Source organism: uncultured Arthrobacter sp., from assembly GCF_964021775.1.
In the GTDB taxonomy this organism is placed as follows: domain Bacteria; phylum Actinomycetota; class Actinomycetes; order Actinomycetales; family Micrococcaceae; genus Arthrobacter.
Map to the genome: position 1 here is coordinate 69,781 of NZ_CAXHZI010000009.1, position 17,281 is coordinate 87,061.

A 17,281-nucleotide genomic window follows, 5' to 3' on the forward strand; every position below is an offset into this window, starting at 1 on the left:
CAAGACTAGTGGCGGAAATCGGGCTACCCTGATTTCGTGTCTCATCATCGCCTGACTCCGAGCGTCCGCCAGCAGAAGAACCAGCTTGCCCAGGCGCTCAACGCACTGCGCACCACCCTGGAACTGCCCGGTCCGTTCCCGGAAGCGGCGCTCCGGGACGCCGAGGCGGCTGTAGCCGGCCACGAACTGCCCGAGCTGGACCTGACGCATGTCGAGTTCGTGACCATTGACCCGGCGTCCTCAACGGACCTGGACCAGGCCCTGTTCATTGACCGCGACGGCGAGGGCTACAAGGTCTTCTACGCCATCGCGGATGTCCCTTCCTTCGTCCAGCCCGGCAGTGCGCTCGACGCCGAGACCCGGCGCCGCGGCCAAACGTTCTACACTCCGGACGGCCGCATCCCACTGCACCCCGAAGTCATCAGCGAGGCGGCCGGCAGCCTGCTGGCGGGCCAGCTCTGTGCGGCCTTCGTCTGGGAGTTCGAACTCGACGGCGCCGCCGAAGTGGCCTCCGTCCTGGTGCGCCGGGCGCAGGTCCGCAGCCGGGCCAAGCTCAGCTACCACGGCGTGCAGGCCGCACTCGACGGCGGCACCGCGGACCCGGTATTGCAACTGCTCAAGGAAGTCGGCAGCAAACGGGTTGAACTGGAACGGCTCCGCGGCGGGGCGAGCCTGAACATGCCGGAGCAGGAAATCGAACAACTGCCCGACGGCGGCTACCGGATCGTCGCCGCGCCGCCGCTGCCGGTCGAGGACTGGAATGCCCAGATATCCCTGATGACCGGCATGGCCGCCGCGGACCTGATGCTGCAGGGCAAAGTCGGCATCCTGCGCACCATGCCCGCCCCGGATGAGAGCTCGCTGCGGCACTTCCGGCGCCAGACCGGCGCACTCGGCAAACCCTGGGACGGCCGGATCAGCTACGGCGAATACCTGCGCACCCTGGACCCCACCGACCCGCGCCAGCTCGCGATCGTACACTCCGCCGGCATGCTCTTCCGCGGGGCCGGCTACACCCCGTTCGACGGGACAGTTCCCGAGGACGCCATCCAATCCGCCATCGGCGCGGCCTACGCCCACTCCACCGCCCCGCTGCGGCGCCTGATCGACCGTTTTGTCCTGGTCATCTGCGAGGCCCTGTCCAACGACGCCGAGGTACCGGGCTGGGCCCGCGACGCGCTCCCGTCGCTGCCGGCCATCATGGCGGCCTCGGACCAGCTGGCCGCCAAACTGGAGCGGCTGTCACTGGACACCGTGGAAGCGGCTCTGCTGAGCAACCACATCGGGCAGGAGTTCGACGCCGTCGTCATTTCCGGTTCGAAACCGGCCAAGAACGGCAGCGCCAACGGTAACGGCAAGGGCAACAACGGGAACGGCCCGACAGGGATCGTGCAGATCGCCGAGCCCGCGGTGACCGCACGGTGCCCCGGCGAACTGGAGTCCGGCACCCAGGTCCGGGTGCGGGTCCTGTCCTCGGACATCGTGACGCGCGAAGTCCGGCTGGAACTCGTCGGCTGATCGTCGCCCCGCCCCGCTCCGGCGCCGCTGCCGCGCCACACCGCCGGCCCCGGTCGAGGTTCCGAACGGCGAACAGCTAGACTGGAAGGGTAGTAATGGATGCCCGGTCGTTGATTTCCATGTTTTTCGAATTCAACAAGCCCGCCCCTACGCGATCTTGAGACACACCCGCTGGTCCCAGTGCCAGCATTTAGATAGCCCGCGATCGGCTTCCACTGGACTTGCTTGCGCCCCTGAGCGTGCTCCGGAACGGCCCTGCGCCGGCCCCGTTGAGCAAGCAGCGCAGCCCAAATGAATAAGGAAACTCCCCTGTGAGTGAATTGCACACGCACCAGCTTCTGACTGACGAATCCGGCACGGAAACGATCGAGCCGGAAGAAACCATCATCTCGGACGAAACCCCGCACGAAATCGCGGAAAAGTCGTTCGCCGACTACAACGTCCGCGCGGACATCGTTGAATCCCTGGCCGACGCCGGCATTACCCACCCGTTCCCGATCCAGGCCATGACGCTGCCGGTTGCCCTGGGCGGCCACGATATCATCGGCCAGGCCAAGACCGGCACCGGCAAGACCCTCGGCTTCGGCATCCCGGCCCTGCAGCGCGTCATCGGACGCGACGACGCGGGCTTCGCCGACCTCCCGGCCCCCGGCGCCCCGCAGGCCCTCGTGATCGTTCCGACCCGTGAACTCGCCGTCCAGGTTGCCAGCGACTTGCAGAACGCGGCCCGCAAGCGCAACGCCCGCATCACCACGATCTACGGCGGCCGTGCCTACGAGCCGCAGGTCGAGTCCCTGCAGCAGGGCGTCGAGATCGTCGTCGGCACCCCCGGGCGACTGATCGACCTGTACAAGCAGAAGCACCTCGTCCTGAAGAACGTCAAGATGGTCATCCTCGACGAGGCCGACGAGATGCTGGACCTGGGCTTCCTGCCGGACGTGGAGACCCTCATCGCCGGTACCCCGGCCGTCCGCCAGACCCTGCTGTTCTCCGCCACCATGCCCGGCCCGGTCGTCGCGATGGCACGCCGCTACATGACCAAGCCCACCCACATCCGCGCCGCGGATCCCGAGGATGAGGGCCTCACCAAGCGCGACATCCGCCAGCTGATCTACCGCGCCCACAGCATGGACAAGATCGAGGTGGTGGCTCGCATCCTGCAGGCCCGCGGACGCGGCCGGACCATCATCTTCACCAAGACCAAGCGCACCGCCGCGAAGGTCGCCGAGGAGCTCGTGGACCGCGGCTTCGCTGCGGCCGCCATCCACGGCGACCTCGGCCAGGGCGCCCGCGAGCAGGCGCTGCGCGCGTTCCGCAACAACAAGGTGGACGTCCTGGTCGCCACCGACGTCGCCGCGCGCGGCATCGACGTCGACGACGTCACGCACGTCATCAACTACCAGTGCGTCGAAGACGAGAAGATCTACCTGCACCGCGTCGGCCGCACCGGCCGTGCGGGCAACAAGGGCACCGCCGTGACCTTCGTCGACTGGGACGACATGCCGCGCTGGGGCCTGATCAACAAGGCCCTGGGCCTGAGCGTGCCCGAACCGGTGGAGACCTACTCCTCCTCGCCGCACCTGTACGAGGAACTGGACATCCCCGAGGGCACCAAGGGCCGGCTCCCCCGCGACAAGCGGGTACTCGCCGGCGTCGACGCCGAAGTCCTCGAAGACCTGGGCGAGACCGGCAAAAAGAACACCCGCCCCAGCGCAAGGGAAGGTGCCCGGGACGGCGCCCGGGGCAGCGGACGCGACTCCGGCCGCTCCGGCTCCCGCGACGGCGGCCGCGAGGGCGGACGCTCCGGCTCCCGCGACGGCGGCCGTGAAGGCTCCCGTGACGGCGGACGCTCCGGTGAGCGCCGTCGTCGTTCGCCCGAGAAGGAGACCGCCACCGGACCCGCCGAGGCAGCCGCCCCGGCAACGGCAAGCGCGCCGACCGAGGTCGACCGCGCCACCCGCGCGCGCCGCCGGACCCGCACCCGCCGCCGCAACGGCGAAGTGGTGGCCGGCGAGGCACAGGGCGGCGCTCCGGCACGCAGCGCCGAGGCCTAATCCTCTCTATGACTGACACCGTCTGGGCGCCGGACGGCAGCAACCTGGTGGTTCTCGCGGACAACGCGGAATACCTCCCGACGCTGCCGGACGGCGCCTTCACACTCATCTATGTGGACCCGCCCTTCAACACCGGCCGGGTCCAGCGGCGCCAGGAAACCAAAATGGTGCTCAACACCGGCGGCGAGGGCGACCGGGTCGGCTTCAAGGGCCGGTCCTACGACACGATCAAGGGCGCGCTGCACAGCTACGACGACGCCTTCAGCGACTACTGGTCCTTTCTGGAGCCGCGGCTGGTCGAGGCCTGGCGGCTGCTCGCCGACGACGGCACCCTGTACCTGCACCTGGACTACCGCGAGGTGCACTACGCCAAGGTCATGCTGGACGCGATCTTCGGCCGCGAGTGCTTCCTCAACGAGATCATCTGGGCCTACGACTACGGCGCCCGGGCCAAGTTCCGCTGGCCGACCAAACACGACAACATCCTCGTGTACGTGAAGAACCCGACTAAATACCATTTCGACAGCGCCGAGGTGGACCGGGAACCGTACATGGCCCCCGGGCTGGTCACGCCGGCCAAGCGCGAGCTCGGCAAGCTGCCCACCGACGTCTGGTGGCACACCATCGTCTCGCCCACCGGTAAAGAGAAAACCGGCTACCCGACGCAAAAGCCGGAGGGCCTGATCCGGCGGGTGGTCGCGGCCTCGAGCCGGCCCGGCGACTGGTGCCTGGACTTCTTCGCCGGTTCCGGCACGCTCGGCGCCGTGGCCGCGAAGCTCGACCGGAAATTCGTCTGCGTGGACCAGAACCAGGCCGCCGTCGACGTGATGGCCAAACGGCTCGCCGCGCACGCCAGCTTCACGGCGCTGCCGGGAACCCAGCCCCCGGTCCTCCCCCACTGACTCGCGGTAGGTCCGGTTTTGAGGGCCGAGCCGCCAGGTACTGCCAGTCAGCTGGGCGGCGCCATCAGCTCCAGCTCTTGACGAAGGCGTGCACGGCGTCGGCAATCATCTGCACCGCGATCGCGGACAGCAGCAGGCCGGCGATCCGGGTGACCAGTTCGACGCCGTTCTCACCCAGGACGCGCTGCACGACGCCGGCGAAGCGCATCGCCAGGTACAGGGACGCGAGCGTCACGGCAATCCCCAGCCCGACGGCGAGGTACTGCGCCATGCTGCCGGAGCGCTGGACAAACACCATGACCGCGACGATCGCGCCCGGTCCCGCCATCAGCGGAGTGCCCAGCGGCACGAAAGCAACGTTTTTGTATTTGGCCGCGTTCTCCTCGCCGCCGGTGGAGCCGGTGAGCAGCTGCAGCGCGATCAGCACGAGCAGCAGGCCGCCGGCACCCTGGAGTGCGGCGAGCGAGATGTGCATGTAGTTCAGGATGGACTGTCCGAAAATCGCGAAGGTCACGATCACGCCGGTGGCCACAAGCAGCGCCTGGAGCGCGGAGCGGTTGCGGTCCCTGGCGCCCATCTGGGCCGTGAGCGACATAAAGATCGGCACTGTCCCGGGCGGGTCCATGATCACGAACAGCGTGACGATCACGGAGGCCAGCAGCTGAAGGTCGATCCACTCCATCAGCGCACCACGGACGTTCCGGTACCCAGTTCCTCGATCCGGGCAAACACCTCGGGCGCGGTCAGGTTCTCGCCCAGCAGGTTCGGCTTGCCGGTCCCGTGGTAGTCGGAGGAACCGGTCACCAGCAGGCCGTGCCGTTCGGCGAGCCGGCGCAGGAAGGCGCGGCCCTCCTCCGGGTTGTCCCGGTGGTCGATCTCCAGCCCGGCCAGGCCGGCGTCGATCATTTCCCGGTAGGTGCGGTCCCCCACAATCCGTCCGCGGGAGGACGCCACCGGGTGCGCGAACACCGGCACGCCGCCGGCGTCGCGGACCAGTTCGACGGCGTAGGCCGGGTCCGGCGCGTAGTGCTGCACCCAGTACCGGGAGCGGGAGGTCAGGATCGATTCGAAGGCTTCGGTGCGGTCCTCGACCACACCCGCGGCCACGAGCGCGTCGGCGATGTGCGGCCGGCCCAGGGTGGCGCCCGGCGCGACGTGATGGATGACGTCGTCCCAGGTCAGCGGGTAATCCTCGGCGAGCAGGCTGACCATCCGCTCGGCCCGGGTGAAGCGGGCGTCCTTCGCCTTGGTGATCTCCTCCAGCAGGCCGGGGTGGGCCGGGTCGTGGAGGTAGCTGAGCAGGTGGACGCTGATGCCTTCGCTGGTGCGGCAGGAGATTTCCATGCCGGGGACCAGGCTGATGCCGCGTTTCCGCGCGGCGGCGGCGGCCCCGGCCCAGCCGTCGGTGGAGTCATGGTCGGTCAGGGCGACGACGTCGAGCCCGGCTTCCGCAGCGGACGCCATCACCTCCGCGGGCGCTTGGGTGCCGTCGGAAACATTCGAGTGGGCATGCAGGTCAATCCTCACCTCCCCAGCCTAGTAGATCCGCCGCCGCGGCTTGTTGGCCTAAGCCGCGGCGCTGGTGAGACTATGGGACGGTGAACGATGCAGATAACACCCAAGTCTCCGCTTCCCAGCCCCTCGACGAGCGCGTCAACAACCGCTCGCAGCGGCCCAGCTCCGATGCCTTCAAGGCGTTCATGGCCAGCAACTGGGCCCCGTCCCGGCAGCAGCTGCCCGAACGCGACGCCGTCGCCGGCCACGCCGCCGCCCGCCGCCGGGCCATCTCAGAGTTGTTCAAAGGTGAACGATTGGTCATCCCGGCCGGCCCGCTGAAGGTCCGCTCCAACGACTGCGACTACCGCTTCCGTCCGCACTCGGGCTTCGCCCACCTCACCGGCCTGGGCCTGGACCACGAGCCTGACGCCGTGCTGATCCTGGAGCCCGCGGACGAGGGCAAAGGCGACGACGGCGGCCACCACCGCGCGACCCTGTACTTCCGCCCGCTGGCCGGCCGGGACACCGAGCAGTTCTACGCCGATTCCCGCGCCGGCGAGTTCTGGATCGGTGCCCGCCCCACCCTCGCCGAATTCCAGGCCAAGCTCGGCCTGGACACCGCCGACCTGAGCGAACTCGAGCTCGCCATCACCAAGAACGTGGGCGCCCCGGAAATCGGCGGCATCTCCATCCGCCTGGTGCGCAAGGTGGACGAGAACATTGATGCGCTCGTGGACACCGCCCGCTACAACACCGCCAAGGACCCGGAGAACCTGGACCTCGGCGTGCTGGACGCCCTCGACGAGAAGCTCAGCGAGGCCCTCTCCGAGCTGCGCCTGATCAAGGACGAATGGGAAGTCGAGCAGATGAAGACGGCCGTGGCCGCCACGGTGGAGGGCTTCACCGAGGTGGTCAAGGCCCTGCCGCGGGCGCTCACGCACCGCCGCGGCGAACGCGTGGTGGAGGGCGCCTTCTTCGCCCGCGCCCGCGAGGAGGGCAACGAGCTCGGCTACGACACCATCGCCGCCTCCGGCAACAACGCCACTGTGCTGCACTGGACCCGCAACACCGGCAAGATCAACGCCGGCGAGCTGCTGCTGCTGGACGCCGGCGTCGAGGCAGACTCCCTGTACACCGCGGACATCACCCGCACCCTGCCGGCCAACGGCACCTTCTCCGAGATCCAGCGCAAGGTCTATGAGGCTGTGCTCGACGCCGCCGACGCCGGCTTTGCCGCGGCGCAGCCCGGCACCAAGTTCCGCGACATCCACACCGCGGCCACTACCGTGCTGGCCGAACGCCTCGCCGACTGGGGGCTGCTGCCGGTGTCCGTCGAGGAAGCCATCAGCACCGAGGGCCAGCAGCACCGGCGCTGGATGCCGCACGGCACCAGCCATCACCTGGGACTGGACGTGCACGACTGCGCCCAGGCCAAGCGCGAGCTGTACCTGGACGGAATCCTGGCACCGGGCATGGTCTTCACGATCGAACCCGGGCTGTACTTCAAGGAGGAAGACCTCGGCATCCCGGCGGAATACCGCGGGATCGGCGTCCGGATCGAGGACGACATCCTGATGACGGCGGACGGGCCGGTCAACCTGAGTGCCGCGCTGCCCCGCAAGGCCGACGACGTCGAGTCCTGGATGGCGGGCATCTACCAGGAAATCGAAGCCCAGCTGCCCTAGCAACCAGGCAAGGAGAAAGGGAGGGCCGCCGGTGATTGATCCGGCGGCCCTCCCCTTTTACTTACTGTTTTCGTGCTGCGGCTCGCGGCGAAACTCTCCTGCCGGTGCTCCTAGCGCCGTTCTTCGCCGCGCTGTTCGTCCCGTTGCGTTGCGTCCTGCTGAGCTGCGTCCTGCTGCGAAGGTCCCTGCCGGGTGGGCGGGGCGGTGTCGGTGACCCGGACGCCGTACTGCGGGCGGCCGTCGGGCAGGTCCGGGTAGCTGACACCGGAGGGGCGGACCGGTTCCTCTTCCTGTGCGGCGGCCCCGCCGGCGGCCGGCTGCTGGCCGGCGTCGGTGGTCCGCTGCCCGTACGGGTCGCTCCAACCCGCCGGACGCTGCGGCATCTGCCCCTGTCCCGGCTGGCCGGGCTGCTGCTGGCCCTGCTGTTGCGGGCCGGGCTGCTGGGGTCCCTGCGGGAACGGCTGGTGCTGGTGGTCGTGCTGCTGGTAGCCCGGGGCGGAGGCATCGTGCTGGGTCATCGGCAGCTGGTGCAGCAGGCGCCGGGCCTCATGGGCAGCCTCAAAGGCCACCACCACGTCATAGTTCGTCGCCACCACCTGGCTGGTGGAGGTGAAGTCACGCTTCCCCCGCTGCATCGCGTAGGTGACGATGCCGAACAGCATAAAGAACGCCGCCCCCATCAGCACCGAGGTCACAATCGAGAAGTAACCGCCGGACTCGGAGAAGAAGGAGAGCATAACGCCCACGAACAGGCCGAACCACATGCCGCTCAGCGCGCCGGAGAGCGCCACGCGGGGATAGGTGAGCCGGCCGGTGACACGCTCGACCATCTTCAGTTCGTTGCCGACGATCGAGACCAGCTGCACGGGAAACTGTTGGTCCGCCAGGTAGTCCACCGCCTTCTGGGCGTCCAGGTAGGAGTTGTAGGAACCGACGGTGTCCCCCTTGGGAACAGCGCGGGACTCGTCCGCCCCGCCGGGAGCGCCGGCCTTTGGACCACCAAAAATGTTTGACATACGCCCATTCTCACCCATCCAGCTGGGCGGCGCCTGCAAATTCAGCTAAAAGAGAGCGGACTCGGTAGCCTGTAGGTGTGAGCACAACTCTTTCGCGGGTATTTGTCGCGCGCCTCCTTGGACTGGACGTCTTCGACCCTCTGGGCGACCGTCTGGGCCGGCTGCGCGACGTCGTCGTGCTCTCCCGCGGCAACCGCGGCGCCCCGCACGTGGTCGGCATCGTCGTCGAGGTCCCCGGCAAGAAGCGGGTGTTTGTGCCGATGACCCGCATCACCTCGATCGACCAGACCCAGATCATCTGCACCGGGCTGGTCAACCTGCGCCGCTTTGAACAGCGCGGCGCGGAAATGCTCGTGGTCGCCGAGATGTTCGACCGCCGCGTGACCCTCGCCGACGGCAGCGGGGACGCCACCATCGAGGACATCGCGATGGACCGGCACCGCTCCGGCGACTGGTTCGTCAGCAAGCTCTTCGTCCGCCGCGGCCACTCGCTCTCGCCCCTGAGCCGGCTGCGGCGCAACGAGACCATGATCATCGACTGGGCCGATGCCCAGCAGGGTGCCCGCACGGAGCCCCAGGCCGCCACCGCGTTCGTGGCCACCCACGAGGACCTCAAGCCCGCCGACTTTGCCGAGGCGCTGCAGGAGATGAGCGACAAGCGCCGCTTCGAGGTGGCCAGCGAACTCCAGGACGAACGCCTCGCCGACGTGCTGCAGGAAATGCCGGAGGGCGACCAGGTGGAAATCCTCTCCGCCCTCGACGTCGAGCGCGCTGCCGACGTGCTGGAGGAGATGGACCCCGACGACGCCGCCGACCTCCTCGCCGAACTGCCCAGCGCGCAGGCCGAGGAACTGCTGCAGCTGATGGAACCCGAAGGCGCCGAGGACGTGCGCCGCCTGCTCGAATACGACGAGGACACCGCCGGCGGCCTGATGACCCCTGTCCCGGTCATCCTGCCCCCGGAAGCGACCGTCGCCGAGGCCCTCGCCCACGTCCGGCGCGAGGAGCTCTCCCCCGCGCTGGCCTCCTCGATCTTCATCGCCCGGCCCCCGCTCGAGACGCCGACAGGGCGGTTCCTCGGCGTCGTGCACATCCAGCAGCTGCTGCGCTATCCGCCGCCGGAACCGCTGGGCAACCTCGTGGACAAGAACCTCGAACCCGTCTCGGACCAGGCCCACATCAGCGAGGTCGCGCGCGCCCTCGCCACGTACAACCTCAACTCACTCCCCGTGGTCAACGACGACGGCCGGCTCGTCGGGGCGGTGACTGTTGATGACGTGCTTGATCATCTGTTGCCCGATGACTGGCGCGCCCACGAGGACGACGCCCCGATAAGGAAGCTTGGAGGCCGCATTGGCTGATATCAGCACGCAACGGAACTCCAACGTCCGTCCGGGAGCACGGACCACCGGCAGCCTCGACACCCCGCTGAGCGGCCGGCAGCGGATCCTGCCGAAATTCTCCCCCAACCCGGACGCGTTCGGCCACGCCACGGAAGGCTTTGCCCGCTTTATGGGCACACCGCAGTTCCTCGTATACATGACGGTGTTCGTGGTCGTCTGGCTGGGATGGAACACCTTCGCGCCGCTGGAGTGGCAGTTCGACTCGCGGGCCCTCGGCTTCACACTGTTGACCCTGATGCTGTCGCTGCAGGCTTCCTACGCCGCCCCGCTGCTGCTGCTCGCGCAAAACCGGCAGGACGACCGGGACCGCGTCTCGCTGCAGCAGGACCGCCAGCGCGCCGAACGGAACCTCTCCGACACGGAGTACCTGACCCGGGAGCTGGCCTCGCTGCGCATCGCCCTGCGCGAAGTCGCCACCCGCGACTACGTCCGCGCCGAGCTGCGCAGCCTGCTTGAGGACATGCTGGAGGCACAGGAGGAACTGCGCAGCCACGACCCGTCCGCCGACGTCCACGAGTCCCCACGCGAGAAGGTCAGGGAAAAACTCAAGGACCGCCGCGATAAACAGCGCAGTCCCCGCACCCAGCAGATCCCCCGCGTCCGCAGCGACGCCAGGACCGAGGGCAGGCCGGACAACCCGGAACCGCCCGCCCCACGCACCCTCCCCGAAAGCTGAGCCACCCCCCGCAATGAGCACCCCGCACGGATCAGCCCCGGACTCCGCCCTGGAACAGGCCGTGCACGCGGCACTGGCCACCGTGATCGACCCGGAACTGCGCCGCCCCATCACCGAACTGGGCATGGTTGAGTCGGTGGACGTCTCCGACGGCGGCCGGGTACGAATCGCCGTACTCCTGACCATCGCCGGCTGCCCGCTGCGCGGCACCATCACCGCGGACTGCGAGTCCGCGCTGGCCGCCGTGCCGGGTGTCACCGCCGTCGACGTCGAGCTCAAGGTCATGAGCCAGGAACAGCGCGATGCGCTCAAGGAGCGGCTGCGCGGCCCCGGCGGTGCGCGCGGGATCCCGTTCAATGCGCCGGGCTCCCTGACCAAGGTGTATGCCGTGGCGAGCGGCAAGGGCGGGGTGGGAAAATCCTCGGTGACCGTGAACCTGGCCTGCGCTCTTGCGGCGCAGGGGCTCCGGGTGGGCATCGTCGACGCCGATGTGTACGGTTTCTCGGTTCCGGCGCTGATGGGCATCAGGCAGGCTCCCACCCGGGTGGATGACATGATCCTGCCGCCGGTGGCCTACGGCGTTAAAGTCATTTCCATCGGCATGTTCGTCACGGGCAACCAGCCGGTGGCCTGGCGCGGGCCGATGCTGCACCGCGCCCTGGAGCAGTTCCTCACGGACGTCTACTTCGGCGACCTGGACGCCCTCTTCCTCGATCTGCCGCCCGGCACCGGCGACATCGCCATCTCCGTGGCCCAGCTGCTGCCCAAGGCGCAGATCCTGGTGGTCACCACTCCGCAGGCCGCGGCCGCCGACGTGGCCGAGCGGGCCGGGGCGATCGCGGTCCAGACCGGCCAGTCGGTGGCCGGCGTGGTGGAAAACATGTCCTATCTGGAAATGCCCGACGGCGGCCGGATGGATCTCTTCGGCAGCGGCGGGGGCGCCGTACTCGCCGAACGGCTCACCGCCACGGTCGGCGCCGAGGTGCCGTTGCTGGGCCAGATCCCGCTCGACATCCTGCTGCGCGAAGGCGGTGACAGCGGGGTCCCGCTGGTGCTGGGCCGCCCCGAAACGCCGGCAGCGCAAGCCCTGGCGGGCATTGCCGGCAAGCTGGCTTCCAGCCCGCGCGGCCTCAAGGGCATGTCGCTGGGCCTGCAGCCGCGCTGACGCGCGCCGGCCGGCCCGCTGCGGCCCGTCCGCTGCGGCCCGACTTCCCGCCTAGGTGGCCTCGGAGTCGAACGGCGCGGCCTCACCCTCGGGCAGCCGTTCCACGACCCTGGCGGGGCGGTGCTCCTCGGCGGTGGCGACCGCCGCGGGCGCCCCGGCACTCACGGGCTTGGAGTCGTCCTCCAGGAGCGCTTCCTTGATGATCCGCCGCGGGTCGTACTGCCGGGGATCGTATTTCTTCCAGTCCACATCGTCGATGTCGATGCCGACTTCTTCCTTGATCTGCTCCCGGGCGCCGGACGCCATCCGCCGGACTTCCTTGACGATGTTGGCCAGCTTCTGGGTGTATTCGGGCAGTCTGCTGGGGCCGATCACCAAAAGGCCGATGATCAGCAGAAGTATGAACTCCGGTCCGTTGATTCCAAGCACTCTAGGAAGATTACCCTCTCACTCCGGTGCGACACGATTCGGCCAGGACCCCGCTGCGGCCAGACCGGCGGACCCCACCACGGGGCGGGAGGGCGCGTCGCATCATCGGGCGAGCAGCTCCAGAATGCGCTCCAGGCCGCGCTCCAGCCGGACGGGCACCGCCTCGGTGTCCGGCAGTGCCGCGGCCTTGGCGGGGCGCGCGTGCACCAGGGCGCCCACGCCGTCGTCAGCTTGTTCTGCCGGGAGTTCAGAGATGTACGTGAAGGTGGCTGCCGGGGTCCGGTAGATGGCCCGGAAGGGACCCTGCCGGTTGACCCAGAGGTCCCCGGCCGGCAGGGCCGAGCCGCCCGCTGCGGCCGTGTCCAGCGGCGCGGCGACGAAGCCGTCCTCGGTGGCAGGGTGTCCGGTCAGCACGTTGACCGGCGGCGCAGCGGCCGGCTGACCCGCACCGTGCCGGGCGGCCGCCGTGCCGGGACGGTCCGCGGCGCCGCCGGCATGCTGTTCCAGGACCGTGGCGAAGTGCCGGCCGTCGGTGAGCCGAAGCTCCAGGACCTCGGAGCCGTCGGCGACGCCGCCACGGGCCCACACGAGGTGGTAGCCCAGCTCCCGCAGTTCCGGGCACGCCCAGCCGCGGGCACGCAGTTGGGCGAGCTGCCCGGCGGTCAGGGACCCGGCGGGCGCGACGTCGGGTCCGCTGCTGAGTTTCCACGCGGCCCCGGCGACGCTCTCGGCGGACAGTGCCGGGCCGGCGTCGTTCCGGGCGGCGAACGCCGAGGTGAACGCTTCATCGGCGGGCAGGGCCGTCTCACCGCCCAGCAGGTAGGCGGCGCCGCCTACCAGGACCCCGCTCGCAGCGACTGCGCCGGCGATCCGGATGGAGACCCGCGTTGGCCCCGTCCGGCGCGGCAGGCCCAGCTGCCGGGCCGCCGATGGCTGCTGCGGCGCAGGAGTTCCCTCGTCGGCCGCAGCGTTCTCCTGTCCGGCGGCCAGCGCACCGGTGCGGGCCAGCAGGCGGGCGGTCAGGTCCTCGCTGGCGGCGGGCACAGCGGCACCGCGGAGCCGTTCGAGGTATTGGCGTTCGCGCTGCTGCCGCTCACGGCACGCACTGCACCGCTCAAGGTGTTTGCGGTGCCGCTGCTGGCCCCTGCTGCCCGGCTGCGCCGTGCGCCGGGTGCGCCGCGGCCTGCGGCCGAAGTATTCGCACGCAAGGCCACCCAGGAAGTGCTTCAGTTGACCCATTGCCCGGTTCAGAGGAGGCCGGCGATGCGCGGCATCTTGAGCCGCGGCTTCAGGGACTGCTTCGACGCCGGCTGCGGCCGAGGGTCGCGGTGCGCAAGCTTCTCGCGCAGCATCGTCCGCCCGCGGTGGATCCGGGACCTGACGGTGCCGAGCTTGACGTCCAGCGCCACGGCGACCTCATCGTAGGACAAGCCTTCCAGGTCGCACAGGACCACCGCGGCGCGGAAATCCGGCGGCAACTCCTCCAGGGCGGCCTGCACGTCCAGGTCCAGATTGTTGAATTCAAAGCTTTGTTCCGGGCCGGGCTCGCGGCCGGGAATGCGCGATTCCGCGTCTTCGGCCAGCGCGTCGAAGCGGATCCGGCTCTTGCGCCGGGCCTGGTCCAGGAAGAGGTTGGTCGTGATGCGGTGCAGCCAGCCGTCGAGGGTGCCGGGCTTGAAGTTCTCCAGCGAGCGGAAGACGCGGACGAAGACTTCCTGGGTGAGGTCCTCGGCGTCGTACTTGTTGCCGGTGAGGCGGTACGCCAGGCGGTAAACCTTGGCGGAGTGGTTGGTCACCACCTCTTCCCACGTCGGCCTGACCCACTCGGCCTCGGCCGTGGGCTGGGACTCATCAGTTACAGGGACAGCTGCCAGAACCGACATTGTCCACTCCCCTCGCGGATGGTGCTTACGCCTGGATGGCACTTGCTGTTGCAAGCTCCTACACCCCTAGATTCGGCGCCGATCACCACGCGGATGAGCGGATAACCATCATTTCAAAATAAGCTGGGAATTTCCTGACGCCCCCTGTTCTTCCGCCCACGGCGGAACGCCGAAGAGCCTGCCGAACACAGTACGCTGTATGAAACACTCCCCTCCTGCCCGGAAAGCGATACCCATGAGCGCCGATAAGTCCACGAGCTGGTCCTACGCAGAAGATCTGCCTGCCGAGGACGAGGTTCTGTTGCACGCGCGCGAACGGTCTTTCGAACTGGGCGTCACCCCGATCGGGCCCGGCGTCGGCGCCGTGCTGACGGTCCTCGCCGCCGCCTCGAAGGCGCAGACCGCGGTGGAAATCGGCACCGGCGCCGGCGTCTCCGGCGTCTGCATCCTGCGGGGCCTCGGCCCGCAGGCCGTCCTCACCACGATCGACGTCGACGTTGAACACCTGCGCGCCGCCCGGGAGTCCTTCCAGGAGGCCGGCAGCCCGGCCAACCGCACCCGCACCATTTCGGGCCGCGCCGGCGACGTGCTGCCGCGCCTGACGGACGGCGCCTACGACCTTGTGTTCATCGATGCGGATAAGCCCAACTACCCAAGCTACGTCGAGCAGGCCATCCGGCTGCTCAAGTCCGGCGGCCTGCTGATCGTCAACGACGCCTTGGACAAGGACCGGGTTTCCAACCCCGCGGCCCGCGACGCAACCACCGTGGTGCTGCGCCAGATCGGCAAGTCGATCCGCGACGACGACCGTCTCGCCTCGGCCATGCTGCCCACCGGCGACGGGCTGCTGGTGGCCGTCAAGAAGTAGCCCCGGACGCACCGAAGGGGCCCGCCGCCGTCAGGCTGCGGGCCCCTTCGAGCGCGACGAAGAAGCTATTCGGTAACGCCGACCAGGCATTCCTTGAGGTTTGTCGCTTCTGCAGCGTTGAGTTCGACCACAAGCCGTCCCCCGCCTTCGAGCGGAACCCGCATGATCAGGCTGCGGCCCTCTTTGGTCACTTCCATAGGGCCGTCGCCGGTGCGTGGTTTCATAGCCGCCATGAGGAATATCCCCTCCAGTAGTCCCGTGACTTACCAGCCCGGCCGGGCTGCGTCCGCTTGGTCAAACAAGCCGCCCGGCGGCGATGGAGCAGCCGCCGTGGCTCAACACTCAGTTTTCCTTGCTTGAGCCCTATTATCCCGTAATTACGCGCTTGTAGCTAATCGATGGACTTTCCCCGGCCCCAAGGAATGCCGCATTTCCGGTCCGGAAAGGTGTTCGGCGTCACGGCGGATAGTCGCCTCCGCCGGGCAGCTGGGCCCAGGCCCACAGCCACACAACCCACACAATCTGCAGCAGAAAAAACATGATAATAACCGTGCCGCGGTAGGCGCGGGAACGTGAAACCAGGGCCGCGCTGAGGGCCAGCGGGAACAGCGGCAGGAGCATCCGGAAGGTGCTGGTCTGGGGGTGCAGGAACACCAGCAGATAGCCCACGTAACAAACGCACCACAGCCGCAGTTCCGTGCCCAGCGCAGCGACCGGCCGCGACATCATCAGCAGGACGAAGACGGCGACGAAGACGAACGGCGCCAGCAGTCCGAGGACGGGTCCGAACAGCTGGACGCCGGTATCGAACCACGGTTTGAACGGAACCAGGTCGTGCCCGCGCCACACGGTTTCGGTCTTGGTGTAGGCCTGCAGGTCGCCGGTGAGCACCCAGGCGATGGCGGGCCACAACAGCGCGCCGACGCCGCTGGCCGCGGCCAGCCCGGCCAGGGACCACAGTTCGCGGGGGCTGTGCCGCTCACCGGCCGGCGTGCCGTAGTGGCCGGGCTGGCCGTGTTGGACATCGCCAGCGGGCCGGGCGCGGAACCGCGCGACAAGGTGCGGGTACACGTGGTACAGAAACAACACTCCGGCCATCGCGGCGAAGGGCACGCCAGTGGGCCTGGACAGGCACATCAAAAGCACCACCGGAATGGCCCCGAGGTAGCGCCGGCGCACCACCAGCAGCAGGGCTCCGGCCAGCAGCAGCAGGTTCAGCGACTCCGCGTACGGCACCTGCAGCACCGCCGCGACCGGAAAGGTGCTGAAGAACAACGCGCCCCAGTGCGCAGTGCGATGGGTGGCCTTGAGCCGGAAGAGACAGTAGACCACCAGGGAGGCCGCCAGGCCCGAGAGCATGGCGATGACAGTCAGCGAGGCTGCGGGGGCGATCCCGGTCAGCCCGGTCAGTGAGCGGCCCAGCAGCGGAAACAGCGGGTAGAAGGCCCAGGCGTTTTCCTGGACGTTGCCGGCGTCGTCGGTTGGCAGTTCGGTGGGGTAGCCGTTCCGCAGCGCCTCGCCGTACCAGCGGGCGTCCCAGATGTTGATGAAGTTCCAGTAGTCCGGTTTTGCCGGAAACCAGGGATTCACGCCCTGCTGCAGGGCTGCCGCCATGAAAATGCAGGCGCTGACCAGGCGGGCGGCGAGGTAGAGGCCGCCGACCTGCAGCCACCACGGCCAGCGGGCAGCGTGGGTGCCGGCGGCCGTGATGCGGCTCCACACGGCGGAGTTCAGGCCGTCCTGTGCCGTGGCGTTCACGGGGCCAGGTCCGGCGCCGGGGCAGGGTTAGCTTCCGGCTGGGCGGGTTCCGGCTGGGCGCGCTCCCTCTGGGCGGGTTTCGGCTGGGCGCCTTCCAGTTCCGTGCGGAGGCCGGCGATTTCGCGGTCCTTCCGGGCGATCTGGTCCCGGAGCTCGTCGAGCACCTGGTCCACCTGGTCCATCCGGTAGCCGCGCACGCCGACGGCGAACCGGATCTTCTCGACGTCCGCGGGTGCCGCATCAGCGGGCAACAGCACGGCCGGCAGCGAGGCCACCGGCTCGTCGAAGCCGTCGTTGAAGGGCTGCTCTCCGGCGCGGCGGCGGAAGATCCGCGGCGCCAGGTCGGTGCCGACGAGGATGACGACGGCGGCCAGCACGATCGCCACGAAGACCAGGAAGAAACTCACAGCTCCATGGTGCCAGACGG

Annotated in this window: 17 protein-coding genes; 8 read left to right on the forward strand and 9 right to left on the reverse strand. The window is 68.9% G+C overall.

The features are described 5' to 3' along the window. Positions 1-36: 36 nt before the first annotated feature. From ABIN76_RS10160 to ABIN76_RS10170, 3 genes are all read left to right on the forward strand, one after another. Positions 37-1,518 carry an RNB domain-containing ribonuclease gene (locus tag ABIN76_RS10160; RefSeq protein ID WP_346959589.1) on the forward strand — a complete coding sequence of 494 codons (1,482 nt, stop codon included), beginning with the start codon at positions 37-39 and terminating at the stop codon, positions 1,516-1,518. Between the two features lie 311 nt (positions 1,519-1,829). Beyond that, positions 1,830-3,572: a DEAD/DEAH box helicase gene (locus ABIN76_RS10165; RefSeq protein ID WP_346959590.1), complete on the forward strand. Its 1,743-nt coding sequence runs from the start codon at positions 1,830-1,832 to the stop codon at positions 3,570-3,572. A gap of 8 nt (positions 3,573-3,580) precedes the next feature. Further along, positions 3,581-4,474 carry a site-specific DNA-methyltransferase gene (locus ABIN76_RS10170; protein WP_346959591.1) on the forward strand — a complete coding sequence of 298 codons (894 nt, stop codon included), beginning with the start codon at positions 3,581-3,583 and terminating at the stop codon, positions 4,472-4,474. Between the two features lie 64 nt (positions 4,475-4,538). On the opposite strand, the gene ABIN76_RS10175 is transcribed toward ABIN76_RS10170, so the two are convergent. Together ABIN76_RS10175 and ABIN76_RS10180 are read right to left on the reverse strand one after the other, a co-directional pair. Further along, complete coding sequence (locus ABIN76_RS10175) at positions 4,539-5,147, reverse strand: MarC family protein (protein WP_346959632.1); 609 nt, start codon at positions 5,145-5,147, stop codon at positions 4,539-4,541. An 8-nt stretch (positions 5,148-5,155) separates the two neighbouring features. Next, positions 5,156-6,001 (reverse strand): PHP domain-containing protein, encoded by an 846-nt coding sequence (locus ABIN76_RS10180; RefSeq protein WP_346959592.1) that lies wholly within the window; start codon positions 5,999-6,001, stop codon positions 5,156-5,158. Positions 6,002-6,072: 71 nt separating this feature from the next. Between ABIN76_RS10180 and ABIN76_RS10185 the strand changes: the two genes are divergently transcribed. Further along, the gene (locus tag ABIN76_RS10185) at positions 6,073-7,656 is read left to right on the forward strand and encodes an aminopeptidase P family protein (RefSeq protein ID WP_346959593.1); all 1,584 of its coding nucleotides are present in this window, start codon (positions 6,073-6,075) and stop codon (positions 7,654-7,656) included. A gap of 110 nt (positions 7,657-7,766) precedes the next feature. On the opposite strand, the gene ABIN76_RS10190 is transcribed toward ABIN76_RS10185, so the two are convergent. Next, complete coding sequence (locus ABIN76_RS10190; protein ID WP_346959594.1) at positions 7,767-8,672, reverse strand: general stress protein; 906 nt, start codon at positions 8,670-8,672, stop codon at positions 7,767-7,769. Positions 8,673-8,749: 77 nt separating this feature from the next. On the opposite strand from ABIN76_RS10190, the gene ABIN76_RS10195 reads away from it, so the two are divergent. Genes ABIN76_RS10195 through ABIN76_RS10205 form a run of 3 tightly spaced genes read left to right on the forward strand, consistent with a single transcriptional unit; the run spans position 8,750 to position 11,916 of the window. Beyond that, positions 8,750-10,033: a magnesium transporter MgtE N-terminal domain-containing protein gene (locus ABIN76_RS10195; RefSeq protein ID WP_346959595.1), complete on the forward strand. Its 1,284-nt coding sequence runs from the start codon at positions 8,750-8,752 to the stop codon at positions 10,031-10,033. Beyond that, positions 10,014-10,751 (forward strand): DUF1003 domain-containing protein, encoded by a 738-nt coding sequence (locus tag ABIN76_RS10200; protein WP_346959596.1) that lies wholly within the window; start codon positions 10,014-10,016, stop codon positions 10,749-10,751. The genes ABIN76_RS10195 and ABIN76_RS10200 overlap by 20 nt, the downstream gene beginning before the upstream one ends. Before the next feature lie 13 nt (positions 10,752-10,764). Continuing rightward, positions 10,765-11,916: an Mrp/NBP35 family ATP-binding protein gene (locus tag ABIN76_RS10205; RefSeq protein WP_346959597.1), complete on the forward strand. Its 1,152-nt coding sequence runs from the start codon at positions 10,765-10,767 to the stop codon at positions 11,914-11,916. A gap of 51 nt (positions 11,917-11,967) precedes the next feature. Here ABIN76_RS10205 and ABIN76_RS10210 read toward each other — a convergent pair whose 3' ends face one another. The 3 genes from ABIN76_RS10210 to sigE form a co-directional block, all read right to left on the reverse strand. Then, positions 11,968-12,345, reverse strand: a complete 378-nt coding sequence (locus ABIN76_RS10210) for a twin-arginine translocase TatA/TatE family subunit (protein WP_346959598.1) — start codon at positions 12,343-12,345, stop codon at positions 11,968-11,970. 102 nt (positions 12,346-12,447) lie between these two features. Beyond that, on the reverse strand, positions 12,448-13,584 hold the full coding sequence (locus ABIN76_RS10215; RefSeq protein ID WP_346959599.1) for a hypothetical protein: 1,137 nt from the start codon (positions 13,582-13,584) through the stop codon (positions 12,448-12,450). A gap of 8 nt (positions 13,585-13,592) precedes the next feature. After that, complete coding sequence (gene sigE, locus ABIN76_RS10220) at positions 13,593-14,228, reverse strand: RNA polymerase sigma factor SigE (RefSeq protein WP_346959600.1); 636 nt, start codon at positions 14,226-14,228, stop codon at positions 13,593-13,595. Between the two features lie 235 nt (positions 14,229-14,463). Between sigE and ABIN76_RS10225 the strand changes: the two genes are divergently transcribed. Further along, complete coding sequence (locus tag ABIN76_RS10225) at positions 14,464-15,096, forward strand: O-methyltransferase (RefSeq protein ID WP_346959601.1); 633 nt, start codon at positions 14,464-14,466, stop codon at positions 15,094-15,096. A 65-nt stretch (positions 15,097-15,161) separates the two neighbouring features. On the opposite strand, the gene ABIN76_RS10230 is transcribed toward ABIN76_RS10225, so the two are convergent. The 3 genes from ABIN76_RS10230 to ABIN76_RS10240 form a co-directional block, all read right to left on the reverse strand. Beyond that, positions 15,162-15,329 carry a DUF3117 domain-containing protein gene (locus tag ABIN76_RS10230; RefSeq protein WP_079550332.1) on the reverse strand — a complete coding sequence of 56 codons (168 nt, stop codon included), beginning with the start codon at positions 15,327-15,329 and terminating at the stop codon, positions 15,162-15,164. A gap of 223 nt (positions 15,330-15,552) precedes the next feature. Beyond that, positions 15,553-16,830: a hypothetical protein gene (locus tag ABIN76_RS10235; protein WP_346959633.1), complete on the reverse strand. Its 1,278-nt coding sequence runs from the start codon at positions 16,828-16,830 to the stop codon at positions 15,553-15,555. A gap of 20 nt (positions 16,831-16,850) precedes the next feature. Next, positions 16,851-17,261, reverse strand: a complete 411-nt coding sequence (locus ABIN76_RS10240; protein WP_346959602.1) for a DivIVA domain-containing protein — start codon at positions 17,259-17,261, stop codon at positions 16,851-16,853. Between the last annotated feature and the right edge of the window lie 20 nt (positions 17,262-17,281).